The 26,543-nt window shown below is 36.1% G+C and carries 18 protein-coding genes and 2 tRNA genes; 9 read left to right on the forward strand and 11 right to left on the reverse strand.

All coding sequences use genetic code 11. The features are described 5' to 3' along the window. Positions 1-341 precede the first annotated feature (341 nt). From ELS83_RS20650 to ELS83_RS20665, 4 genes are all read left to right on the forward strand, one after another. Entirely contained in the window at positions 342-1,937 is a 1,596-nt protein-coding gene (locus tag ELS83_RS20650; RefSeq protein WP_171597449.1) for a LytTR family transcriptional regulator DNA-binding domain-containing protein, read from the forward strand. Positions 1,938-2,675: 738 nt separating this feature from the next. Next, positions 2,676-4,097, forward strand: coding sequence for a coiled-coil domain-containing protein (locus ELS83_RS20655; RefSeq protein ID WP_171597450.1), 1,422 nt, complete (start codon positions 2,676-2,678; stop codon positions 4,095-4,097). A gap of 71 nt (positions 4,098-4,168) precedes the next feature. Beyond that, positions 4,169-5,038 carry a BT1926 family outer membrane beta-barrel protein gene (locus tag ELS83_RS20660; protein ID WP_171597451.1) on the forward strand — a complete coding sequence of 290 codons (870 nt, stop codon included), beginning with the start codon at positions 4,169-4,171 and terminating at the stop codon, positions 5,036-5,038. Positions 5,039-5,149: 111 nt separating this feature from the next. After that, a complete protein-coding gene (locus tag ELS83_RS20665) occupies positions 5,150-6,724 on the forward strand; it encodes a LytTR family transcriptional regulator (RefSeq protein WP_171597452.1) in 1,575 nt (524 codons plus the stop codon). Positions 6,725-6,775: 51 nt separating this feature from the next. Here the strand turns inward: ELS83_RS20665 and rocD are convergent, their stop codons facing one another. The 4 genes from rocD to ELS83_RS20685 all read right to left on the reverse strand — a co-directional run bounded on the left by rocD (position 6,776) and on the right by ELS83_RS20685 (position 14,331). Next, complete coding sequence (rocD, locus tag ELS83_RS20670; RefSeq protein WP_283242762.1) at positions 6,776-8,005, reverse strand: ornithine--oxo-acid transaminase; 1,230 nt, start codon at positions 8,003-8,005, stop codon at positions 6,776-6,778. A 221-nt stretch (positions 8,006-8,226) separates the two neighbouring features. Beyond that, a complete protein-coding gene (locus ELS83_RS20675) occupies positions 8,227-9,738 on the reverse strand; it encodes a hybrid sensor histidine kinase/response regulator (protein WP_171597453.1) in 1,512 nt (503 codons plus the stop codon). A gap of 90 nt (positions 9,739-9,828) precedes the next feature. Next, the gene (locus tag ELS83_RS20680) at positions 9,829-11,862 is read right to left on the reverse strand and encodes a vWA domain-containing protein (RefSeq protein ID WP_171597454.1); all 2,034 of its coding nucleotides are present in this window, start codon (positions 11,860-11,862) and stop codon (positions 9,829-9,831) included. Between the two features lie 60 nt (positions 11,863-11,922). Next, positions 11,923-14,331 (reverse strand): TonB-dependent receptor, encoded by a 2,409-nt coding sequence (locus ELS83_RS20685; RefSeq protein WP_171597455.1) that lies wholly within the window; start codon positions 14,329-14,331, stop codon positions 11,923-11,925. 181 nt (positions 14,332-14,512) lie between these two features. On the opposite strand from ELS83_RS20685, the gene ELS83_RS20690 reads away from it, so the two are divergent. From ELS83_RS20690 to ELS83_RS20705, 4 genes are all read left to right on the forward strand, one after another. After that, positions 14,513-15,742: a dipeptidase gene (locus ELS83_RS20690; RefSeq protein WP_171597456.1), complete on the forward strand. Its 1,230-nt coding sequence runs from the start codon at positions 14,513-14,515 to the stop codon at positions 15,740-15,742. Positions 15,743-15,812: 70 nt separating this feature from the next. Then, a complete protein-coding gene (locus tag ELS83_RS20695) occupies positions 15,813-16,238 on the forward strand; it encodes an arsenate reductase/protein-tyrosine-phosphatase family protein (protein ID WP_171597457.1) in 426 nt (141 codons plus the stop codon). Positions 16,239-16,690: 452 nt separating this feature from the next. Further along, positions 16,691-17,131 carry a hypothetical protein gene (locus ELS83_RS20700; RefSeq protein ID WP_171597458.1) on the forward strand — a complete coding sequence of 147 codons (441 nt, stop codon included), beginning with the start codon at positions 16,691-16,693 and terminating at the stop codon, positions 17,129-17,131. Positions 17,132-17,343: 212 nt separating this feature from the next. Beyond that, on the forward strand, positions 17,344-17,754 hold the full coding sequence (locus ELS83_RS20705) for a secondary thiamine-phosphate synthase enzyme YjbQ (RefSeq protein WP_171597459.1): 411 nt from the start codon (positions 17,344-17,346) through the stop codon (positions 17,752-17,754). Positions 17,755-17,785: 31 nt separating this feature from the next. Here ELS83_RS20705 and ELS83_RS20710 read toward each other — a convergent pair whose 3' ends face one another. The 6 genes from ELS83_RS20710 to ELS83_RS20735 form a co-directional block, all read right to left on the reverse strand. Then, complete coding sequence (locus ELS83_RS20710) at positions 17,786-19,558, reverse strand: aminopeptidase P family protein (RefSeq protein WP_171597460.1); 1,773 nt, start codon at positions 19,556-19,558, stop codon at positions 17,786-17,788. 151 nt (positions 19,559-19,709) lie between these two features. Next, positions 19,710-20,771, reverse strand: a complete 1,062-nt coding sequence (locus ELS83_RS20715; RefSeq protein WP_171597461.1) for a hypothetical protein — start codon at positions 20,769-20,771, stop codon at positions 19,710-19,712. A gap of 56 nt (positions 20,772-20,827) precedes the next feature. Beyond that, the gene (locus ELS83_RS20720; protein ID WP_171597462.1) at positions 20,828-21,376 is read right to left on the reverse strand and encodes a hypothetical protein; all 549 of its coding nucleotides are present in this window, start codon (positions 21,374-21,376) and stop codon (positions 20,828-20,830) included. Positions 21,377-21,478: 102 nt separating this feature from the next. Then, positions 21,479-22,045 carry an RNA polymerase sigma factor gene (locus ELS83_RS20725; protein ID WP_171597463.1) on the reverse strand — a complete coding sequence of 189 codons (567 nt, stop codon included), beginning with the start codon at positions 22,043-22,045 and terminating at the stop codon, positions 21,479-21,481. A 151-nt stretch (positions 22,046-22,196) separates the two neighbouring features. Beyond that, positions 22,197-24,017, reverse strand: a complete 1,821-nt coding sequence (locus tag ELS83_RS20730) for a hypothetical protein (protein WP_171597464.1) — start codon at positions 24,015-24,017, stop codon at positions 22,197-22,199. Positions 24,018-24,429: 412 nt separating this feature from the next. Then, positions 24,430-24,502: transfer RNA gene (locus ELS83_RS20735), tRNA-Lys, on the reverse strand. 219 nt (positions 24,503-24,721) lie between these two features. Here ELS83_RS20735 and ELS83_RS20740 point away from each other — a divergent pair. Continuing rightward, positions 24,722-26,089 carry a thioredoxin family protein gene (locus ELS83_RS20740; protein WP_171597465.1) on the forward strand — a complete coding sequence of 456 codons (1,368 nt, stop codon included), beginning with the start codon at positions 24,722-24,724 and terminating at the stop codon, positions 26,087-26,089. 320 nt (positions 26,090-26,409) lie between these two features. On the opposite strand, the gene ELS83_RS20745 is transcribed toward ELS83_RS20740, so the two are convergent. After that, positions 26,410-26,482: transfer RNA gene (locus tag ELS83_RS20745), tRNA-Lys, on the reverse strand. Positions 26,483-26,543 lie beyond the last annotated feature (61 nt).

Consider the following 26,543-nt stretch of genomic DNA (forward strand, 5'->3'; position numbering starts at 1 on the left):
AGCTTGAACCAGTTCAATGGGTTTTGCACCTTCTGTTTTCAGCTTAAAAATCAACATCTTACTATTCGGGTCATGTTAAGTCGATTGTGATACCACGTTTGTCGATGCTGAGCTATCGTTTGTCGATATCGCTTGCGAGTAAGTTGTTCGCTAATTACATTATAAAAGAAAAATGCTGAGGCTATACCGTGCTTGTCGTGTAAACCGAATTAGAAAAATTGTAGCAGTCGGCATAAGTTAGAAGGGAGTTATAGGTGCTTGAAAATTGATCTGTAAATATTATTGAACTCTTTTTTACTTCCAGATTTTTTTTGAGTCAGATGTATTAAGTCGTTTGGAATATGAATCTTATAGTTCGGATTTGTTTTGTTTTCATTTTGCTTTCGTTTGTTACCAAAGCTTCAGGTAGTATTGTTAGTATCAACTTGGCGGGACCAAATGAAAAAATAGATATTTATAGAGAGGTGGAAATGCTTCTTGAAGATGGAGACAGCAGCTTTGATTGGCAACGGCTTAAAAAGGCCAATTTTAAAAAACCTGAAAAACTCTGGTTTTATGGAGCCGTAAAGGGAAAAACGCTTTGGATGCGATTTAAGCTTAAAAACACAAGCATTGAAAATTTTATATATTTTTTTACCCTTAAAAACGGATATCTTGGTAGCGGACAGGTATTTTTAGCAGGTACAGATGGAATTCAAAAACTTTACCATCACAGCTATAGTACTCTTAAAAAGAAAGACAGGATTATTCATTATCCTACCTGGAAAATTCAGATTCCCAAGCAGGATTCTCTTGAGGTGTATGTTAAAATATCAGACAATGCAAAGCGTACTCGAATACGTTGCTCATTAAAAGGGGAACAAGATTTTTATTCCTACGGTTTTAGTGTGTTTGCTTCCCTTGCAGGATTTTTCTTTCTCTTCATTGTATATATCTTTTTTCTCATATACCTGACTGTTTTTACCAAACAATTTTACGTTCTTTTCTACGCCGTTTACCTCTTATCTTTTAGTGTTGATTTTTTAGCATATCATGGTATTGGACAGTCGTTTATATGGATAGAGCATGTCTTCTGGGTTCATAATATACGAAGTATGAGCCATGCCTTATCCATTGCCAGTATCTCATTTTTTCTTTATAAATTTTACAAAATGCATGACGCCCCAAAGTGGGTGTTAATATTCTTTTTGGCCTCAGGTATCTTGTTTCTTGTATTATTAAGCTTATATGGTTTTAAGTACGGTTTAGGTGGAATGATTAACTTGTATCGTTACGTATGGAGAGCAATAAAATATTACAGTATCATCTTAGTGTTTATCCATGTCTGGTTGGCCTTAAAAAGAATAGTGCCTTTTTACTTGCCTCTTGTTTTCATATTCCATATTCTGTGTAGTTATGCCTATGCAAATTTTATCTTTCCTTATACCAAGAGTGCTGTTCTTAATTGGTTAATTTACGAAATGTATTTTATATCCCTAAGCTTTGAATTGGCTGTGTGGAGTTATTATATTGTCAGGAAGATAAAATCCATAAAACAGATAAACGATACACTTCAAGTTAATATTGAAAAGTTACAAAGTAAAATTGCCAGTTTAAAATTCAGGATAGAGAAGCAGAAAACGGAAACCATACGTTTAAAATCCAAAGCTTTGGTTGTTATTAAGGATATTCAATACATTAAAAGTGATGGAGCATATCTCGATTTGTTTCTTTCCGGGCAAAGTCGTCCTGAAGTAGATCGAAACAGCCTGAAAAATATACTTGAAGAACTTCCGTCTCAGTACTTTCTGCAAATTCACCGGTCGGTTATTGTAAACATTATTGCTATTAAAAGTATTTATTTCGACAGGTTAATTCTGAAAAATGGTGTAGAGTTATCTATATCTCGCAAGTATAAAAGCATTGTTTTCGATTCTTTTAAAGGGAACATGGCATAAAACCCGTATTGTTTGTGATTGTGTTTTCCCATATTTAAGATTGCAGGATTTAATTATTTTATTTGAAATTATCCTTTTACTAGATTATCCAAAGGTTTTGTCTTTCAATATAGCTCTAAGGTATTTAACGCCGCATATATTACCATCAAAAAACTTCATGCTATATTTCTCAGAAAATAAGCGATATAATAATTTCCTGTACAATAAAATTGTCTAATGTAACAATCGCTGTTAGTCTTACCTATACTCACTTCTAACATTTGAAAACGTAAATACAGGCAGCTGATTATCTGGCAGTCTTGAAAAGTTATATAAAGTTGTGTTGTTGTGTGCTTGCATAAAAAAGGGCAATTCCACTTGGAGTTGCCCTTTGTATTTTAAGTTGAGTTTTCTTATTCGAATTTAACCATTTCAAGTCTGTAATAAAGAGGCTTGCCACTAAAAGTAGAACCAGGCTCATCTGGTTTAATGCAAAGATATTATACCATCCTTAGCAAGAATAACTGAACCAATATGCCATTGGTGTGCAAAATATTTAAGTAAGCTTAGAGGTTAACATTAGATCTTTTTTATTAGACCTGTCATTCATGATAGATTTTATGTCATTCGTGTCATGTAATCGGTAAGTGTTTGTTTTGTAGCTCATTGGTGAGATATATTTGCATGGAGTGATTCTTACTTATGCTTAACATAGGTAAGAGCAATTATATTTTTAATTAATCTAAATTTTTAATCAAAATGAAATTAAAATTTGTATTACTGGGATTATTAGGTTTGAGCATTATGGCGTGTGAGTCGTACGATGAGTCAAAATCTGTTGAAGAAATGAGAAAGGCAAGAACAGAGTATGTACAGGCAGAAACAGCTTTAAAAATTGCACAGGCGGCATATCAGGAGGCGATGGCTAAAGCCAAGGAAATTGAGAATGCTTTTGCCGAAGCTGCAAACGCTGTTGAACTAGAAAGCTTGCGCGTTGAGTTGGAAGAGGCAAAGGCCAGGCTTGAAGCCAAAAAAGTTGAGCTTGAAAAAAGCATAGTGGAGCAACAAAAGTATATTCATCAATTAGAAGATGAATTGCTAAGCAATGCTTACAATAACTATGTTCTGGCTTATTCTGGATGGGAAAAATTAACCTTCGACTTGTTGGATAAAGAATCTGATTTAGGAAGGTTAAAGCATGACCTTGCTGAAGCAAAACTCCTGGATGAAAACTGGACTCCAAGATGGAAAAGTCAGTTGGAATCAGCAAGCGTTCGTTTAAAATCTGAATTGGAAGAACTAAAGACTTCATTGACCACCTATGAGGATCTGAAAACGAATAACGAGTGGGAGGATGTATTGATTAAGCTTGAAGATAAAAAGGTTCAATTGGCAGAAATAGAAGCTGAGTTAAATAATAAAACTGTAGAATTTGATATTGCCTCTGATAGTAGAAATCAGGCAGTAAAAGCTTTAATGGATTGGGCCAGTGAAAATTATATTAGCTCACCAATTGTATCGGGAGAAGGAATTGTAAAATTTGCCGCTGATTTTAACACCCATAAGGCAAAGTTGGCCACAGATACCATTGCTCCATATAACGAAATGGTAGCTGCTAAAACGGCTTTGAGTATTGCAAAACCTACCGATGCAGGCTATAATGTTCTTCAGGAAAATTACAATGTCGCCTTAAATAATTACAATGAAGCCATCGCAGAATATAAAGCCTATAACGAATCTGTATTGAAATCACAATTGGCAGCTCTAAACTCAACCTATATTGCGACCGATGCAAAAGTAGAATTGCTAAGTGATCAACTTTCTACTATTGAAGGGAAAAAAGATGCAGTTAGGAATGAGGTTAACAATTTAGGTAGGTTACAGTTTACCATAGAAACAATGGTTTATAATCAATCTACCGTGAAAAATGCCCTTGATAATATGATCGAAAATACCAAGAACACGATCAATCAAATTGAAGAAGATATTATTAGAAAAGCAGAAGACTTAACGAAAATCGAATCAGGAGATTATGATTTAGCCCAAGCGGTGAGAGATGTTGAGAAAGACATTGCGAAAATAGAATTCGAAATCGCAAACTTAACTTCAAAAGTGGAAACTGCTAAATCAAAATTAGATGCAGCAGAGGCAAAATATAAAGCTTTGTTAGATGCAGCATAGTGAGAGTTATAAGAGGGAGACTCTCTGTTATGAGTCTCCTTTTGAATTCGAAAAATTAGAAACAAAGCGTTATGTATAAAAAAATTATTTCTTTGATTTCGCTGGTGCTTTTGTGCAGTTCAGCTCTATTCTCACAGCATAATCGGACTGAGGATACATCCAACCTTCCGAAAAAAGGCAATTTTACAGTAGCCTTAATTCTGGGTAATAACGATGTTACAGATATAAACCCCGCTGTGTTGCCAAATTATTCTGTGTATCATGAGCTAAACAAAGACTATGTTACCAGATTGGGAGCTGATGATAACTTTTCCGTAAAGGAGCCAGCTACGATTACAAATATGGCGGGTCTATCATTAAACTATTTTTTAAGTGATAAGATATCTTTAAGTATGCTAACTTCCTATGGCTCTAAATCAACAAGTGGAGAAGATGCCTTTACCGGAGTTATTCCACTTACAGATTCAGATGGGAATCCAATCATGGGGACAGAAATACCTGCAATTCAAGGTGCTCCTGAAACCAAGAACTATAAGTTTAATATTGCTTGTGGTGCCGATTATCACTTTGTAATCGAGCAAGATAGCAAACTAAAAAACCTTGATTTCCATTTGGGAGGACGATTTAATTTCATGTATGAGCGCCTGGAAAAAAAACAGGTTTCATGGTTGGTAAAAAATAATGGTGAGTTCATGGTAGAATCAGGAGATGCAGGAACTGCCACTGCCGAAGCTTTAGGCATTGGAGGCTCTGTTGTGGCAGGTCTTGATTATTATTTTAACAAAACCTTTTACTTGGGGCTGGAGGTAAATGCAATAAATTTAATGTATCAACATACCGAGATTGTGAAAATACCTGGTGTTCAAGGGGCCGATCAGAATACCACCTTCTTTAATGCATTTTCATTTCCAAGATTAAAAATTGGCTTGAAAATTAATTAGTGAATTAAGCTTACAGTTTTTGTGAAACTTCCGTGCCTTATACGCTAAGGCACGGAAAAATGATAACCTATTATATAGTTTGCCAGTGATTGGACAAGCTAAAAAAGCCATATGAAAGTATTTCGACCTCTTTTAATTTTCCTTGTATTTTTTACAAATCAATATGCCTTTTCTCAAAGCAAACAAATAAATATTGCGGAAAAATATTACAAAAAGGCTGTTGAATTTGAATCTAAAAATATTGACAGCTCTTTTTTTTACGTTAATAAAGGCTATGAACTTTTATATCTAACAGATACTTTAAATCTCACTTATGGAGATATTCTAAATCAATTAGGAATTCTGCATTATAATAAAAGTGAATTTACAATAGCGTACGAATTTTTCAACCGTTGCTACCATATTAACCAATTAATTGATAATGCAGAAGGTAGTATTAAGTTAAAGGTGAATATGGCTGTTTGTCAAAAAAACCTAAATAATACCACAAAGGCCTTAAGCGATTATTTTGAGATTGTAGAATATTACGAGAAAAAAGATTCTACACATAAAAACCTTGGAAAAGTTTACTTTAACATAGCAGGATTGTATTTTACAAACAAACAATATCAATGTTCAGAAAACTACTATATAAAATCTGAACTGTTTTTTAAGAACAAGCGGACATTTTTACTTCAATTAAAGGCCCACAGGTTGGCTAATTTTAATACGTATGATTTGAATAAATCCCAAAAGTTAATAGAGGAAATTGAAAGAGATTACAATTTAGATACTGTTTCTCCTTTTTTAAGAGGTGTTTTATTTAATAATATGGGACAAACAATGCTAAAGCTGGATAAATATAAGGAAGCATTACCGTACACATTTGAAGCTTTACATGCCAAAAAGAAAGGAGGGATTAGAAACGATATCTCAATACAGTACAACAATATTGGAAATATTTATATGCAGTTAAAAAGATATCCAATTGCTATAAATTATTTAGACTCTGCTTTAAATCTTGCATGTACAAATCGTCAAAAATTTGAAGTTTTAAAAAATCTTCAAAAAGTGCATAAATGGAATCACAATTTGGAAAAATCTCTTGAATTTGCCAATAAGTATATTGCTTTAAAAGACAGCATTAATGAAGTTTTAACGCAAAAAGAAATTGTGGAGCTTGGCTTGCAATATGATATGACAAAAAAAGAGAATTTTATTCATAAGCTTGAAAATCTATCAAGAGTATATAAAATTTCAATTCTCATAATTGTGTTGGTAAGTAGTGTTTTAGTTGTGATTTTTCTCGTCAAAAATAAAACCATTAAAAAGGAATTTAAAACGCTGCAGCAAGAACTGAATGCATTTAAGCAAAAGAAATTAAACGATCAGAATAGTAGCGTACTTATAAACTTAAAAAGTAAAGCAGTTTTAAGTAGTGGCGAAATTTTATATATCAAATCTGATGGCCATTATGTAGAATACCACCTAAAAAATAAAGCAAAGCCCGAAATTGACAGAAACACTTTAAAGGAAGTTATGAATATGCTTCCGGCTGAAACATTTGTTCGAATTCATAAGTCTTTTATTGTGAATATCTATCACATTAGAATCATGAATTCTACAAAATTAATGCTCAATAATGGAGTTTGGATCAATTTATCGAGAACCTATAAACAAGAGTTAAAGGATATATTGCATAAATAAAAAAAGGGCAATTCCAATTGGAATTGCCCTTTGTATTTTAAGTTGAGTTTCTTATTCAAACTCAGCCATTGTTTTCTTAATAATTTCGATTGCTTCGCGCAATTGAGTTTCCTTAATGGTCAATGGAGGTGCAAAACGGATGATATGGCCGTGAGTTGGCTTCGCCAATAAACCATTGTCGCGTAAACGCATACAAACATCCCATGCAGTTTTTCCACCCTTAGGCTTAATCACTACTGCATTTAATAAACCTTTACCGCGAACCAGTTCAATCATATCCGATTTTACTGCTTTTAATTCGTCACGGAAAATTTTACCCATTTCCTCAGCGTTTTCAGCAAGCTTTTCGTCTCTAACAACTTCAAGAGCTGCCATTGCAACTTCACAAGCAAGAGGGTTACCACCAAAAGTAGAGCCGTGCTCACCTGGCTTAATGCAAAGCATTACATCGTCGTCAGCTAATACTGCCGATACTGGCATAACACCACCCGAAATTGCTTTACCAAGAATCAATACATCTGGACGAACACCTTCGTGGTCAACAGCCAATAATTTACCAGTTCTTGCAATACCAGTCTGAACTTCGTCTGCAACAAAAAGTACATTGTTAGCCTTACACATATCGTAAGCTTTCTTCAAGAAACCATCTTCTGGTACATATACACCAGCTTCACCTTGGATAGGCTCAACAAGGAATGCACATACATTCGGATCCTTCAATTCTTTTTCAAGTGCTTCAACATCATTGTAAGGAATTACAACGAAACCTGGAGTGTATGGTCCAAATCCTTTGTACGAATCAGGATCGGTAGACATAGAGATGATTGTGATTGTACGTCCGTGGAAGTTACCATCACAAACAATAATTTTAGCTTCGTTTTCAGCGATACCTTTCACATCGTAACCCCAACGACGAACCAGCTTAAGAGCAGTTTCATCAGCTTCGGCACCAGTGTTCATTGGTAATACCTTATCGTATCCGAAGTAGTCGGTTACAAATTCTTCATATTTACCAAGGTTATTACTGTAAAAAGCACGTGAGGTTAAGGTTAGCTTTTGTGCTTGTTCTACAAGTGCATTGATAATCTTTGGGTGACAGTGTCCTTGATTAACAGCAGAATACGCTGAAAGGAAATCGTAATATTGCTTTCCGTCAGTATCCCATACGTGAACGCCTTCTCCGCGCTCTAATACTACTGGAAGTGGATGATAGTTGTGTGCTCCAAACTTAGATTCCTTATCCATATAGTCCTGAGCGGTCATTGTTGCTGTATTTGTCATAACTAGAACATTTATAAGATTTTTAAACTAGGATTAAATTCTAATAATTCAATACGCCAATTTTATAACTATTTTTTTGATTTTCCATGCTTTTAAGAGAAAAAATGCATAAAAAACTGAAAAAATAATTAAACCTGACTATTATCATAAATGCAATTGTTAATTACGTTCAGATTTATGATTATAGCTAATGTTCTATAAGGCTAATGAAGTCTAAGGGTTTAGGGAAGATACTTAGACATTGCAAGCAGCAGGTCGGTTTTATTGAATGGTTTTGATAAATGCTCGGAACAACCAGCCTTGAGCGATTTTTCGCGATCGCCTTCCAGTGCATATGCAGTTTGTGCAATAATGGTGAGGTTAGGACGGGTTTCCTTAATCAGTTTTGTGGCTTCTAATCCGTTGGTATGTGGCATGTTAATGTCCATTAGGATGAGGTTGATTTCTGGATTTTGAAGACTCGCACTAATGGCTTCGCGCCCGGTTTTTGCCCAAATGATATTTACATTGGTTGGCTGCAGGTAGGCTTCCAGTATCTTGTAATTGGTAAATTGATCTTCGGCAATAAGTACTGTATAGTTTTCCCAGTTGTAAATTTCAGGATTTGGATCAAGGTCTCGAATCAATTCATGATCGATTACATTTGGAATGCTGAATTTTACCGTTGTTCCTACCTTTTCTTCCGAGGCTATCCAAATTTTACCACCCAGCAATTCTATCTCTAATCGGGAAATGTACAAGCCAAGTCCTGTGCCACCAAAATTGTTTAATCCATTGGTGTCGGCCTGGCGGAAGCGTTGGAACACACTGGTTTGGCATTCAATAGGAATCCCTTTTCCGGTATCGCTTACCGAAAATTCAATGGCTTGATTTTTAATTTGGTATGTGCAGGAAATGGTTCCTTCTTTGGTAAATTTTATGGCATTGTGAAGAAGGTTTTTCAGGATGCCCAAAATTTTATTCTGATCTGATTTAATCACCAAATGTGAGCTGGTCGATTGAAAATTTAAGTTCAGATGCTCTTTATTGCTGTTTTTTAAGAGTCGGTTTGTAAGATCTTTTACCTCCAACATCATATTTGGCAGGTTAAAGTTTCTTTTAACTGGCTTGGCAGTACGGCTTTCCAGCATCGATACTTTAAGCAGATCTTCGATGATTTTTAACAACTGCAGACCAGAATCTTTAATGGAACTGGCGTATCTCGGAATGTTTTCTGAGATGTTACCTGTTTCAAGCAATTCAGAAAAACCAATAATAGAGTTCAAAGGTGTTCTGAGTTCATGACTCATATTGGCCAGGAAGGCATTCTTTAAATTTTCGGCTTCCAGGGCTTTGTTCCAGGCTTTGGCAATTTCAAATTCTTTGATTTTGATATCGGTGATATCCTGGAATAGAACTTCTTCTATAATGTCTTCTTTTTCATATACTTCGCCCGTTATTTTTCCAAGTCGCAACTCCCCGTTTTTATAGAACCTAAACTCTATTTCCATGGCTTGCAATTGCATTTGCTTTAGCGATTCTTCGAAAAATACAAGATCTTCGGGATGAATGTGCTTTTTTAATGTTTCTCTGCTGGGGGTAACGCCACCAGGTTGATAACCAAGTATGTTATGTGTGACTTCCGACCACCAAAAATTCTTTGTTGAGTAATTGTATACCCAATATCCAATACCAGCAATGCTGTGAATCTTTTTTAATTGCCTAATTTCTATTGCTGTTTTTAGTTTTGTCATTTTGGTAATTGGGTGTATGTTAAATAGTGTGTTGTTATTGTTTTGTTAAAGAGGTGTTAGTGATATTTAATGAGGTGTTGTATATGTTAATTAAAGTTTTAATATGCCTTCAATCAAAAAGAACACAACAGCCAACAAAATAAATATTCTCCACAACTGTCTTCCATCTCTTTTTTCGTTATTTAGCTCAGATAGTTTCATTTTTTCCGAAGAAATTGCAGAATAATTCCCACCTAAAGGCTTGATTTTACTCTCAATTTCGGAAAGATTATGGTAGGAAAGGTCCGATTCCACCCTTGAGTAATTGAAGGAGCAGTTTTGAATCATAGAATCATTTACTGAAATGTGGTAATTCTCTGCAATCGTGATTTGACCTGGGTTTTGTAGCAATGTAGATTGATCGGCACCTGTCGATTTTTGAGGAATTACATCAACACCAATGCGATTGTTTAGGATGTGGAATTGCTCTTCGCCAGAAACTGAAAATGGAACATCTATTTTTATGGGTGAGTTTTTGCCAATTTCATAATAAATTTCATTGCCAGTGGCATTCGACTTGCATAAATTCACGATACTTGGAACCAGTATTGGGTGAGTGATTAGGTTGGTCCAGTCGGATTTTAGATTCATGCCAAACTGATAGAAGTTTCCTTTGCCGTGCATACTTTTCGAAAATAAACTTTCGCCACCTGCCGTTTGCCATAGTACTTCGTGCCTATTATTGTTCGGATTTGTTAGTTTGTAGTATTTAAAAATATCCGGTAAACGGGCATTGTTTTTGAGCTCCTGAAATACATTTTTATAGATTTCGGCTTGTCGCTCAATTGTTGAAATGCGCTGCTTCGTGCTGTCAATTTCCTGGTAATTGGGCGCGTTTATTTCCGAGAGAAAGCTGTTGAGCGACGCGCTTAACCGATCTCCGGGTATAAAAAGCACATTCCCACCCTTTAATAGAAAGGTTTTAATGCTTTGCTTAAATCCACTTTCTATGCTTTCAGTTTCATTTAAAACAATCAGTTGATACTGATTTAGAGATTCGTTGTGCAGTTCGCTATTGCCAATGTTTTTAATTTCGAAAGTTTCATCCGATTCAAATAGCTTGTTAATGTACTCGTTTGTCGCTTCTTGATTTATTGACAAAACTTTAAAACGATCGATATTTTCATAGGAAAAGTACAAATGGTTGTCATAGCTAATCGGGTAATCCTCAATACTCAACTTTGCCTGAATACTCTTGTTGTATTTATCGGTATAACGCAGAGTGGTTTCATGAGAGGAGTTTTTAGAAATATCGATAGAAGCTACAGCTTTAATGCTGTCGTTGATACTCAATTGAAGCGGAATTTTTTTCAAATCGCTATTGGAATGGTTGCTTACTTTTACAAACAACTCCTTGGGTTCGTTGTTGCTGTAATGCGGCGTTTCAAACCAACAGGAATCGAGAACCAGGTTGTTTGTTGGCTGAACATCTAACTGAACAAAGTCTACCTGTAACAAGCTATCTGCTTTAAGCTGGTCGAAATCTGCCTGCGATTTTTGAAAATCGGAAAGCACATACACCTGGGCTTTTGATGCTGCTAAATCGATCCTGATATTTTTTAAAAGCTCCGATAATGGAATTGAAACAGGCGATGGCTCGATTTCCTGGATTCGAGCAATGGCCTGGTTCTTATTCAGACTGTTTGAATAGTGCTTTATATCGTTGCTATAGACTCTTAAACGGCTGTAATCGGGGAGGGATTTTACAAGTTCGAAAGCATGATTTTTAGCCACTTCAAGTGCATTTCCCTTTTCGGTTTTGCCATTCATGCTAAACGAATTATCGATGTAAATGGTAATGAATTGTTTTTCTTCGAATTTGGATTCCAATTGATTTGATAATGGGACATATGGCTGTGCAAATGCAATTACAATGCATGCCAATGCCAACATTCGAAGGAGTAATATCAGTAAATTTTTAAGTTTGGATTTTCTTTTATTTTCGATGTTTAGATTTTGAAGAAAACGCAGGTTGCTGAAATAGATTTTTTTAAACCGTTTAAAGTTGAACAGGTGAATAATAATCGGAATCAGCAATATCAGTAAAAACCAAAGAGTTTTTGGATGCAAAAATTGTAACAACATATTTCCTTAACTTAAAAGTATTGGCAAAATAGCTAAAAACTAGCTCGAATTAAAGTAATCTTAGAATTTAGCACTCAGTTTTAAATTCAGTTTGCGCCCCGTAAGGTAATTCGGAATTGCATACTGATTGCCCGAAATGTCTTTGATCCATAAATAAGAAACCGTGTTGTTAATATCAAGCACATTGAAAACTTCCAAACCAATCCACATCGATTTAAAGTGGCGAAGCATTCCTTTTTTTCTGCCTTTCTCTTTTACAAGGATTTTTGAAAAGCCCAGGTCGATTCTACGATAATTGGGCATTCTAAAACTTCCGCCTTCTTTTCCTCTTTTGGGTGTCCATACCGGAAGTTTTCCAGCATAAAACAGTGCCAAATGCATTCGGTAGGAAGGATTGTTTGGCAGATAATCCTGGAAAAGCATCGAAAAACTAAAACGCTGGTCGGTCGGACGGGGAATAAATGATTTATTGTCGCCTTTAATGTCTTCTTCCGATTTCATGATCGATAAACTGGCCCAGGATTCTGTTCCGGGAACAAATTCACCATTAATTCTTAAATCCAATCCTGCGGTATAGCCTTTCGCCTCCTGATCTCCGTAATAGCGAATTCTCACATTCTCGATATCGTAGGGAGTAACTGATAAGAGATCTTTGTAATACAACTCGCTGGAAAATTTAAAGGGGCGATTCCATGCCGTGAAATAATATTCCTGTCCAAGAACGTAATGAATGGCTTTCTGAATATTAATATCGGGACTGATATTGCCATTAATCATTAACATTTCGCGATAGGATGGAATTTGTTGGTACAATCCGGCAGCAAAACGAAATTTCACTTTGTTTTTCCAATCGGGGATATAGTTGATCGACGCTCTTGGCGAAAGATATCCTTTCTCGTTGAAATCCCAGTAATGGTATCGAAGACCTCCTGTTACCTGCAATTCTCCTTTCTTTGTGTCGATTACCTGTGTTGCCTGAACAAATGATTGATAGTGCTTGCTGCTAATTTTGTTGTTTGCATTTCGGCTGTATGCCAATAAAACTTCATCATCCGATACGGGCACCGAATAGCCGGCAGAATCCTGGTATTGCCACTCATTTATTCTGTCAGTAATGTCTTCCGATTTTACACCAACTCCCCATTGCAGGAACAAATCTTCGAGGCTATGATCTCCCTTAACATCCAAATGGTATACTTCCTGATCAAGTTTGTTCCTGGCATGATCGATAAAGGTCCCAATTCCCAGGTTTTCGATACTTTCCGATGGTGTTCCACCTTGCGACACAAACAGGTCGCTTAGGTAGTATTGTCCCATAATATCGAAATTTTCTTCTTCTATGCTTTCGTACCTGCTCCCAATAAGCCTGATTAATGAATTCGAATTGGGATGGTATTTTATGGTCAGAGCCTGAATGTTCGATTTGAATTCATCTTTCTCTTTGCCATCGAAATAGATGTCAAGGTTTAGCGCATCGTTAATGGTTCCAAAAGAGGTGCTTCTGTTTTCGGGTTCAAAATTGTAATTGTTTTGACTGAAACTGGTCCACAAATGCATACTCAAAGAGGAATTGAATTTGTAATTTACAAGAGCCTGGAAATCGGTATAATTGGGTTCGTATTCTCCTTTGGTATCCAGAGAATTTAGCAGGTAACGATTCGTTTTGTAACGCACACCTGCCATGTATGATAATTTCTTGTTTTTCGACGCATTGGCAAAGTGTGCAGATGCACCCATTAAACTCACTTCTGCCGAAGCTTCAAACTCACTTGGTGTTTTGTATTTGATATCGAGAACCGACGAAAGTTTATCCCCATATTTGGCATCAAATCCTCCCGAAGAAAACTGTACCGAGGAAACCAAATCAGGATTGATTACACTCAAACCTTCCTGCTGGCCCGATCGAATTAAATTTGGCCTGTAAATTTCAATTTCGTTGATATACACCAGGTTTTCATCGAAATTACCACCTCGAACCGAATACTGGGAACTTAATTCGTTATTAGAGCTAACGCCCGGTAGTGTTTTTAGTATTTGTTCGACAACACCGCTGCCACTTACAGGAATTTGATCCAGGTGCTTGCTGTCAATTGTAATGTTTTTATCACGAATGATTCTGTCCGATTCAACTTTCACTTCATCAATTTCCTGCTCTTTCAAACGAAGTTGAAGGTTTAGTGTTTTAGATTCAGATGCTTTAAGTTTTAAGGGTATTACACCATCCTGATAGGAGATGTGGGTGATGATCAAATTGTAAGTTTTTCCTGCCGGAACCTGAAGTAGAAAATTCCCGTTTTTATCTGAACTTGTGGCAATATTGCTTTCTAATATTTTAATGTGAGCACCAATTACGGGCTGGTTTTCTTCATTGGTAAGCTTGCCTTTAATTTTACCGGTGTTTTGTGCAATGCTATATAGAGGAATCAGTAAAAGTATGATAAGAACTGATCTGTAAAGTGTTTGGTACATGAATGACTTCGTTTAACAAGATTTTGATTCCGATTAAATCGGGAACAGCAATATACAAAGGATAGACAGAATTAGAAAACTTTGCATAAAATTTAAGTTTGAGATTTTCACCTTTCTAAAAGTCAGTATTTGTTGAAGTCTTTTATCTTTACAGATTAAACCTCTAAAATCTTAACCAATCATGTTTAAACAAGCAATTAAAATCGGTATGCTTAGTTCATTTGGACTGCTTCTTATTGGCATGTCTTCCTGTAAAAATGTAGAAGAAAAAGCTGCCGAAATTCACAATCATGCTTTTACCATCGATACTCATGTCGATACTCCTTACCATTTGTTGAATAAGGATTTTAATATCAGTGAATATCACCCTTATGAAGCAGGAGGCAGTCGTGTTGATTTTCCAAGAATGAAAGAAGGAGGATTGGATGGAATCTTTTTTGCTGCATTTACATCGCAGCGTGAAAGGAGTGAGGAGAATATTCTAATTGCAAGGGAAAAGGCCGATGAATTGATCGATTCGATTTATGCTGCCTGTAACAAGTATTCAGATATGGCCGAGGTGGCTCTCGATGTAGCCGATGGTTATCGATTAGAGCGTGAAGGAAAAAGAGCCATTTATATTGGACTGGAAAATGGGTTTCCTATTGGTACAGAAATTTCTGAAGTTGAACGATATTACAACAAAGGAGTGCGTTACATTACCTTGTGCCATACATCGAATAATGACATTTGCGATTCCTCAACCGATAGAGAAGGACCAGAGTTTAATGGATTAAGCAAGTTTGGCGAAGAGGTGGTAAAGGAAATGAACCGATTGGGGATCCTGATTGATGTTTCTCACATTTCTGATAGTTCGTATTACGATGTGATTGAGCTCTCTTCGGCACCGATTATTGCTTCTCATTCTTGTGCAAGAGCAATTTGCGATAACCCTAGAAACCTTAGCGACGATATGCTAAAGGCCTTGGCGAAAAATGGGGGTGTAATTCAAATGTGTATTCTCGACGACTATGTAAAAGCTCCGAATAAAAACAGCGAAAGATATCAGAAAGAAATGGAACTGCGCGAGCGTTACCGCAAGGCTGGAAAAATGACCAAGGAAGAAGAGCAGAAAATTTGGGCTGAGTGGCGACAAATGCAGATCGATTACCCCAAAGAGAAGCCTAGCGTAGCCGATGCGGTTGACCATATCGATCATATCGTGAAAGTAATTGGGATCGATTATGTGGGTATAGGAACAGACTTTGATGGTGGAGGCGGCTTAAAAGATTGTGCAGATGTAAGCCAAATGATGAACATCACCATTGAGTTACTAAAAAGAGGTTACACCAAAGAAGAGATTCATAAAATATGGGGTGGTAATTTTATGAGAGTTTTTAAGCAAGTAGAAGATTTGGCTGAAAAGGTGTAAAGCGATCGTTCAAATCAATGATTAATCGGGGGTATTTTATACTTTTGCCGTCGATCTTAAATATAGAACAGTGAAAAAAGTTTTAGTAATAAGCGAAAAGAACGAAGCCCGTTCGCAAATGGCCGAAAAATGGCTAAACTATTACGGAAAAAAGCACTTAAAAGTGTGGAGTGCCGGTGTGGAAAAGGGAACAATTAATGTTTTAGCTCAGAAAGCAATGGCCGAGGCTGTGATGGATATTCCAGAGTATAAGGCAAAATCAATAAATGATTTAGAGGAAAATACCTTCGACTATGTGTTGTGTTTCGATCAGGAGTTTTCTGACCGTTTACCCGTGTTCAAAGGCCAACCTGAAGTTAAGGTATTTGATGTGCCAAATCCTGCTTTGGTTGAAGGAGAGGAAAAAGTAAAGTTACAGGCTTACAATGCGGTTTGTAACGCCATTGATGATGCCTGTTTTGTTTTTGTGCAGGAACGCTTTCAAATTGTATCTTAATTATTGAATTTATTGATAATAGATATCGTTTACATAGCATAATACTTTGATAAAGTACCTTAGCTTAAAAAGCATTAGAGATTCATTTTTTGGATCTCTTTTTTTTGTGCCAATAGCTTTGATTTTGGACTGTTTTGTCCAAAAAATCTCACGAGATATTTGTTCAATTCTATTTCTTTGAATATTCCGATTATTTCCACATTTATATTGTCTGAATAAGCTTAAATTTTTACCAACTGCCTTGACATGGCTCTTATTTATTTGTAAATTTAATTTAGATCCGTTAGTTGTTCTAATGCATATAAAATCAATATTTTATGACTATTGCAATCTTTCATATCATCATCAGTTTATTATTAGAATCCAAACGGAGAAAACCTTCACAAAGTCCTGAAAAGAATTAAGCATTTCAATTTATTTTTTAGAATCTATTCATATAAAAGGAGGCGAAGATGAAAAAAAACATTGGAGTTTGGTTAGATACCGAAAAAGCCTACATTATTACAGTTGAAAATGGCAATGGCCATATCGAAATTATTGAATCAGAAGTGGAAACAAGGGTTCGCTTTAAGGGAGAAACAAAAGCTTATTCCAAAATGGGGAATCAGTTTATTAACCCAGCAAAGAGAAATACTCAGCGTCGAAGACATCAGTTTAAGCAATACTTCGAGAATATAAGCACCAAGCTGGCTGATGCAGAGGAGATTTATTTGTTTGGTCCGGCAGAAACAAAAGTGCATTTGGCAAAGCATATTAACAAGCACACAAATCTGAACGATAGAATACGAAAAATTGAATCGGAAGATAATATGACAGAAAATCAAATGATCGCACGAGTAAAAGAGATTTTCAGTAGCGATCCTGTAAAAGTGAATGCAAGAATAAGACATTAATCAATTAGTATATCAATAGGTAAGTAAGGCGGTTCCCGGTTTTGAAATTTTGTATGATTGCCATCGAAGCAAAATTCAAAGCCGGGAATTTTCTTTGGCAGTATTCAAAAAGAGTATCAGCTTGACTGATTCAATTTAATGACTTGTGATTCGCGGCATGAATTTCTAAATTAGCAATTGAGTAAATTGAAGACGAAACCAAGAAATTAAACATGATTCAGCAAATAGAATTTACATTGCCCGCTTATTCAAGAGGATATCACTTAATCGATTCGGAAATCAGAAGAAACCTTCCAGATATACCAGAAACGGGGATATTGCACTTGTTTATCAAGCATACATCGGCAGCACTAACCATTAACGAGAATGCAGATCCTTCGGTTCGCGACGATTTTGAGTCAATTATGAATCATTTGGTTCCTGAAAACCAATCCTATTACACTCACGTTTTCGAAGGTTCTGATGATATGCCTGCACATGTAAAGGCATCTTTAATGGGGCCGGAACTTACAATTCCAATCAGTAAGCATCGTTTAAATATGGGAACCTGGCAGGGGATTTATTTGTGCGAGTTCAGAAACAGGGGAGGGCGACGAAAAATTGTAGCCACCATATACTCATAAAAAAAACGCCTCTTTTGAGGCGTTTTGTCTTTTATATTGTTTTCGTTTTTTCACGTAACCATGCTTTATGCTTTTCATCCAAATGGAGCGATAGTGTGTCGTACACCTTTTGGTGATAATTGTTTAGCCAGTATCTTTCTTCCCTGGTTAGCAATTCAACAATAATTCCTTTTGTTTCGAAATGACAAAGTGTAATGGTATCAAATTCCAGGTAATCGCCAAATTCGGAAGATCCAGCCTCTTTACATAGAATTAAATTTTCGTGACGAATTCCATATTGTCCAGGTCGATACAAGGCCGGTTCGTTCGAAGTAATCATACCTTTTAGTACGGCCTGGTCTTTCAATTCCTGGCGAATGCTCTGTGGTCCTTCATGTACATTCATAAAACAACCTACTCCATGACCGGTTCCGTGACCGTAATTTCTCAGGTTTTTCCACAGGTCCATTCTGGCCAAAGCATCGATATTGCAACCTCTTGTTCCCACCGGGAATACTGCCATCGATAATTGCATCATTCCTTTTAAAACCAGTGTGTAATCAATCTTTTGCTCTTCGCTTAAGTTGCCCAATGGAATGGTTCTCGTGATGTCTGTTGTCCCGTCGAGGTATTGCCCACCAGAATCAATTAAAAGAATACCATCTTTTTCAATTTCCAGATTGCTTTCGGCTGTAGTATGATAGTGTGGTTGTGCACCATTGCCTTTGTAGCCACAAATGGTGCCAAAGCTTTCTCCTTTAAAATCTTCTTGCTGGGCACGAAACTCTTTCAGCTTTTCCATTACTGTGAACTCAGTAATTTTTGTCTGTCCCAGGTTTTCTTCCAACCAGTAGTAGAAATGTGTTAAAGCGATACCATCTTTTCTCATGGCATTTTTCATTCCTTCTATTTCTACATCGTTTTTTGTGCTCTTGAATAATTGACTCGGATTTTCTCGCTCAATAATATTTGCCGAAATGGAATTAAAGGCACTTAAGTTTGTTCTGTTAACATCTAACAATACATTCGAAGAGCCAGGAATTTCCTCCAGATCTGCAAAAATTCTTTGGTAATCAGCAATTTCAATTTCATCTTCAAGTAAATTGGAAACCAATGCATCCGACACCTTCTCTTCGTTTAGGTATATGGTAGCTTTCTCTTTTTCGATTAGTGCATAAGCCAAAGCCAATGGATTATAATCAACATCGCTGCCACGTAGGTTAAATATCCAGGCAACGTCATCCATGCTACCCACAAAATGATAATTGCAATCGAGCTCGGCCATTTTCTTTCGAATCTTGGTTAGCTTGGCATACCTGGTTTTGCCCGAGTATTTTATATCATGATCGAAAATATCTCCCTTTGGTAAAGAAGGTCTGTCTTTCCAAATCTCATTAATCAGATCATACTCCTCAACAATATGAATGCCCAAATCGCCCAGGCTGTTTTTTAAATTACGAGTTTCCGCAACCGAAAAACAGGTTCCGTCAAATCCGATGTTGGCATCAACATCAAGCTCTGTAGTTAGCCATTGGTAGGGTGAAGGCGTATTTTCTGTTCCCATTTTGAACAGTTCAATTCCACTTCCGCTTAACTCTTTTTCTGCTTGTAAAAAATACCTGGAATCGGTCCATAATCCGGCTTTGTTTGCGGTAACTACCACAGTTCCTGCTGATCCGGTAAAGCCTGAAATCCATTGGCGGCTTGTCCATCGTTCAGGAACGTATTCGCTCATATGTGGGTCTGAGCTGCTAATGATATAGGCATGAATTTCTTTCTCATTCATCAGTGAACGCAAGGCGTCCACTCTTTCGGCAATAGTCATTTTTAAGGTTTGTTATTGTTTAGGTCTTAAAATTACAATAATATGAAGGAATTGATACGAATTGCAAGTGATAATTTCAATGTTTTTAAGATTTTGCATAAAAAAGCCTCTTTCTCATAAGAAAAAGAGGCTCTCTTTTATGGGGATGATATTATCTTAAACTAACATTACCATATTGGCTGTTAATTTTAACTGTTCCTTTCGGATCTGATGAATCGCCAACAATTACTTTTAAATAGGTTTCCGATTTGTCAACAATCTTCTGAATTACCTGCGCATTGTCAGGGTAATTGATGCCACAATATTTGGTTTCTGCTTCCAATGAGTAGGATGCACCTTCTTCAATGGCAATTTTACTTGCTACATACTGGTTATCAACTTTAATCGATTCAAAATCTCTTGAAACATTATCGATTTTACAATTTCCGTATCTCAGGTTAAGTTCCAGGGCACGATTCACATTTTCGATTCTGAAATCGGAATATTGGCCCATGTTTACTCTAAATACATTGGTGTTAACAATGTTAAAAGCATCGTATTTTGAATCGGCAATTACAGTTTCGTTGTTGTCCAAATGCAATTTTGAATAACGGCTAACCACAACAAGTGCTTTACTTGTTCCAATATTCATTTTCGAATATTTCAAAGTAAGTTTGGTTCTGTTACACTCATCGATTGTTGCCTTTGCGTAGGATAAATTAATTGTACTCACCGGTTTTTCTTCAGGGTACAATAACTTTTCAGCCTTTAAATTACCGTAGCTAAGGTTGATATTGGCTTTTTCTGTAGTAGATTGAATAAAGATATTACCAAACTTATTCGCCAAATCTAACTTAATGTACGAAGGCATGAAAACTTCGTAATCGATACTGAATTTTTTACCAGTTTTAAACTTTTGAGACATTCTGGTTTCTGCCGAAATCAGCTGGCCTATTTTATCCATATTAATTTCGATATTGGTAAACAACAGCTTTGCTTTTTCCTCGCTGGTTGTTTCGATGGTAATTAAAACTTTTACCGATACCGAATCCTTATCCCAATTATGGATGTCAACATCTCCGTATTTATTGCTAATTTTTAATTCTGTTCCCTGGCTGGCCGAAAAAACCTCGAGAATTTCTTTCTCATATTCGTCGCTTGCAAAGGAATTGAATCCAAATCCCATAACTAAAATCAGTAGGATAGCCGAAAATTTACACTTTATTGCTTTCATCGTTGTTCTATTTTAATGCTTTTGTATTCCTTAATTAGTGGTAGTATGTTGTTTTATTAGGCAGAAACATTCAGGTTGTTCTTTGTTTGTTTTCTAACCTGATACAACTGCTCTATAATTCTGTTTAAAATATTGGTTTTAACCTGATAGTATTCAATCATTGCCTGGATTACCCTATCATCGTCAGGATGCAATTTTAATTCCTCCTTTAGTTGATTATAACGCTTATCCATTTCTTTCAATTCTTCAGCCAAAATGTTCTGATGATCTGTATTATCAAAACTTCCCATTCGCTCAATCATTCTAAGCTGGCTGTCGATATTCGACGTGTAAAACAATTCAACTTCCTGGTATTCTGGCGATACGGCGCCCAATCCCAGATGTTCAGGAGTTTGCATTTTACGAATCTGATATCCGGTAACGACCGAAATGACGACAAAAATAATGATTGCGGCCACTTTTAAAAAATTAGACATTCCAAATAGCGGTTTCGTTTTCTGTTGATCGTTTAACTTTCCAAGGAAATTTTCAAAATGATCATTCCCAGGATCCTGATCATCGAATACCTCCCTGTGTTCCCTAAATACTTTTTCTAATTCCTTCATACAAACAAGTTTTATTTGAATTGTTGTATGTAACCTTCTTTCCAAATGTTAATCTTGTATGTTGGTGTAGTCATACTGTATTAACGATAGTAAGAGAACGGTTTACAGCAATTTTTTGGTTTTCTCTTTTTCTAAAATTTGAATCAACTTCTTTTTGGCCCTTAAAAATTGAGATCGGGAAGTAGAGGCAGTAACATTCATTACTTGTGCAATTTCTTCATGATCGTAGCCTTCCAGTAAGTACAGACTCAGAATAATTCGATAACCTGTTGGTAGCAGGTTCATTCCATGCTTAATGAGTTCAATTTGTTCCTTGTTGTCATCAATCTTGTAATTTGAATCATCCTCTTTTAGCTTGTATAGCTCATCTTCCAATGGGAAGATTTCCAGCTTTTTCTTTTTTAAACTATCCAGCGAACGATTGATTACAATTCGTTTTAACCAGGCTCCAAAACTTACTTCCCCTTTATACTTGCTGATATTTTTAAATGCAGATAAAAACGCTTCCTGCATAATATCTTCGGCTTCTGCTTCGTCTTTTACGATGCGTAAGGACGAATTATACATGGCCTTATAGTATAACTTGTAAATCTTAAATTGTGCTTTGGGGTCGTTTTTTCCGCAAAGCTCAATCAATTCCTGGTGAATGTTCTGGTACAATGAGCTCATTAATCAATTTCTATTCTAATGACGATTGCGGAAATCATGCGTTGCATGTCTTTTGAATTAATTACGAGAATAAATATAATTAAAAAGAAAAATCAATAAGAACTTCGGGTAAGAATATTTTGTAAATAACAGATAATGATGAAATTATTTTTTAAAAAAGAGAACTTGCGCGTGAAAGAATAATTTTTGCAAATTCTTTAATTGTGGATCTAAAAATTTTAAGACTACGTTTAAACTGATATTGGAGCTCGTTTCTTTCCAATTTTTGCTGTTTAATGGTTTCAATTTTTGAGATCAGTGCTGTAGCCATGTTTTCGTATACCGATCTTTTGTAATGCCTGATGCTATGATTGATATCAGATTCGGAGATAAATTCTCTCACATCAAGAATATAGGTGTCTTTATGTGTATTGCAGAACTGCTCTAATGCTTTGTTCATTTTTTCGTGTCGCTGCCTGGCTTTTCCATATTCCGATTTATTGGCAGCAGGCGTATCTACTTCGGCTCCATTAATAAACACGATTGGTTTTTTTACCCTTTTTCGAATGATTTCCAGATTATTGATCAGATTCTCTTCATCGATCTGTCCAATAAAATCATATTCTCTACAGAAAAAATCATAAAAAGATTCGTTCATATTTTTGAATTCATGACTTTTGCATCGTGCAACAAATTCAGCCTTCGTTTCATTTACAAAATCAGAATAGGATTCGTATGGAATGGTAAAACCGGAAGTTTTCGATTGGTACAAATCCAAGGTATAATCAATCAACAGACTGTATACCAAAATATCATAATTGTTAGAGAATACCTGTGAGTCGAAAACATGCTGGTCCAGAAATGGAAAGGATTCAATGAGTTCATTCTTGCTTTCATCATCGAGCTTTTCCGATTGCAAAAGAATTTCGGTATGTGCTTTTGGAATGGGGTGGTTGTTTTGGTTCACGTCATTGTATTCCGTATCAACTTCCAAATCTTTATAAGATAGGTAATGAGCCATTTGTCTTAAATCACAAGCACCCTTCAAAAGTATTTTTGTTGCCGAAAGATTTTGATTCGTTTCACTGTCCATCCAATCGTCAACCTCCTTTATCCAGTGAGGTTTTTCGGTTGAATTCAATTCAACCGTTACATCACCGACCCGCTTTAATTCTGGAAAATTTAATTTGGCGTACATGTATTGCTCTACGCCAATATTCATCGAGCGGCAGGAGAACAGGAAGTGTTCCAGGCAGTTGTTTTCTTTGTGCAAAGCATAGAATCCTACAATGCCATATTCGCCAAACCTGTCCTTTACCTTTACGGCTTTACATTCGTACTCCTGCTTGGAGAGTAAAATGGCCAATTCGTTCTTATCAATTCTCTTTTTTGTATAATTAATCTGGTTGGTTCTGTTAATCAGTTCGTGTAGCCTATCGCTTAACGGATTTAAATCATCTAATATGGCCAGATGAATATCCGATGATTCAAGAAATTGCAGGTTATCAGAGAAGTGTTCTTTTTCCTTCTCTTTCTCTTCCAGTATTTTGTACTGTTTTAGTCGTGAAAGTTCTCCATCGTCTTTACCTGTAAAGGCATGGTGACTTTTAATTTCAGGAATAAAATCAGGTTCATGTGTATGAATGCCTTTGTTGTAAAATTCAACTTCGGCTAAATTCAAATGGTTGTCATCCAGGAAAAGAACATTTGCTGGTCTTAGCTGAGCCGAAGTGATAATTCTATTTACATTATTCCCTTTCGGATTCCAATCAATCTGAGGAAAAACAAAATATTCCCAGATCTCCAATTCAACGAGTTTGGCTTTGGCTTTTTCAAAATCGTTTTTCGAAGATATGGAATTCATAATGCCTCTTGAACATAGGAATTTAACGAGCTGAATGTTTTCAGATATGGGAACAATACCTTCTTCCGATAAAGTTCCTGTCCAAAATGTGTCGTCTAAATCCCAAATGATCAATTTTATAGATTCCATATTGAATATTAGCTTGTTAGTTTACTTTAAATTTAAATAGAATAAATAAAAATAACAATGAATTAAAGTATTGTTCATGAGGATAATAGAGTTGTTGATCAAATTTGAGAAAGGCTATATTGGGGTGGATAAATTACCAGGAGATATGGAAAGTCCTCATTTTCTTTTGCAATCCTTCTGGGGTTTCCCGTCAACCGCTTTCGCTTTTGTCGGGATAGACTTCTCACCCCATAATCCTGAATGCTAAAAAAAAAGAGTCGCCAAAACTATTGGCAACTCTCCGCTCTTTTGTGATCCCTCTGGGGTTTCCCGTCAACCGCTTTCGCTTTTGTCGGGATAGACTTCTCACCCCATAATCCTGAATGCAAAAAAAAGAGTCGCCAAAACTATTGGCAACTCTTCAATTCTTCTGTGATCCCTCTGGGGTTCGAACCCAGGACCCCAACATTAAAAGTGTTGTGCTCTACCAGCTGAGCTAAGGAATCGGGATTTCTAAATTACAGAAAAAAATGATTTTTTAAAAATATTAAATTGTGATGCTTGTATGATCCATCTTGCTTCCATCCTGATTAGATGAGTGCTTGAAATTTTGAAAGGCTTAGTGCTGGGATAAAACAAAAAAATATTATGGTATTACATAATTGGATTGTGTACCTTTACGTTTATCTAAAGGGGAAATTTTAAATAATAAGCAAGATTGTTATATGTGCAAAAATCTACTTACAATCCTATTTCTGTTGTTGACTCAAAGTGTAATTGGACAGAATAAGATGTCGTTGAAGGGGGAGATGTCTGATTATATAGGTGAAAAATTCTTATTGCTTAAGGGTGATGACGGAGGAGTATTTATTGTAGATAGCGCTACTGTTAATTCACGTGGTGTAATTGATTTTAATTGGGAAGGAGAACATGGTTTTTATAGAGTCTCCAATAAAAAAGATAAAATTGATTTGAAAATCAATCGAGATGCATTTTCGTTCTCCCTATCCGGAAGCATCGGTGATGGAGAGCTTCAATTTGCGGAGAATGATGAAAATTACGAATATCAGTATTACTTGTCTGAATTTACCATTCTAAATGAATCTATCACAGATCTGCGAAAACAGTTATTAAAGCTTAACGAAAAAGATTCCTTATACAAAGAGACCTATTCGGAATTTAAAAAGCTAAAGAAAAGTAAAAGAAATCTTCTCAAAGATTTATGGAACACACGTATCGATTCCTGGTCGGCACGATTTGCCTTGGCGCAACAAGAATTAACGCCCGATATTAAACTGACAGAACAAAAGGCTAAAGAATATTATCTCAAGCATTTCTTCGATTATTTTGCCTTTTCGGATTCATTATTAACAGGCACTCCTGTTTATTATGAGAAAATTTCGAAATATCTAAAAGCCCGAAAAATTAACGATTTGGTGCAGGATGGTAACTTTCGCAAGATAAAAGAAGTGATTGGCAATTTATTTTGGTTGACAGAACTTGATCCTGGTTCGCAAAAATACATGGCAAATTTTTTAATGAACCTGTATCCCGAAAATGAAAATGAAGAAATATATCATATTGTGAGCGATGCTTATCGGGTTTTAAACACCTGTGAGTATGTGCTCAATACCAAAACAATAAAGAGAAGAATTAACAATTATAAATCGATTAAAAAAGGTTGGCAGGTTCCTGATATTCCATTGCATCATACGAATGATGGGCGAATGCAGAATTTAACCAATGTAAACAGCGAAATCACTTTATTGGTAGTTTGGTCGGGAAGCTGTGAGCACAGTGTAAACTTGCTTTCGCAGATATCCGAAATTTATTATATGTATAAAGAGTTAGGGCTTGAGGTAGTAGCTGTTTCGCTCGACGCCAATTTAAGCTATTGGCAGAATACTGTTTCAATGGGTAATTATCCCTGGATTCACTCTTGTGATACTGAAGGCTTGCAGGGGAGCGTAGCCAGCCAGTTAAATATATTTGTAACACCAAGCATGTTTTTGATCGATTCGTCGCTTAAAACCATTGCTCTGCCTCAAACATTTTTCCAATTGGAGCAAAAGTTGAATGAAATCCTAAGGTAGGAACAAATTAAAATTACGAATAGACAAGCCAGGAGAGATCCTGGTTTTTTTGTTTTGCAGCCTGATAAGTGCGATTATTCTTTCTGCTGTAGATCCAAGCATGTGCCTTCTCTTTTGTCGGGATTGACTTCTCACCCCGTAAACTTGGATGCATAAAAAAAGAGTCACCAAAATCATTGGTAACTCTTCAAATCTTAAGTGATCCATCTGGGGTTTCCCGTCAATCGCTTTCGCTTTTGTCGGGATAGACTTCTCACCCCGTAAACTTGGATGCAAAAAAAAGAGTCACCAAAATCATTGGTAACTCTTCAATTCTTTCGTGATCCCTCTGGGGTTCGAACCCAGGACCCCAACATTAAAAGTGTTGTGCTCTACCAGCTGAGCTAAGGAATCGTGCTGATTTTATTGGAAAGACTTTGCTTGTCTTTTTGTGATCCCTCTGGGGTTCGAACCC

The organism is Marinifilum caeruleilacunae (assembly GCF_013141825.1).
In the GTDB taxonomy this organism is placed as follows: Bacteria; Bacteroidota; Bacteroidia; order Bacteroidales; family Marinifilaceae; genus Marinifilum; species Marinifilum caeruleilacunae.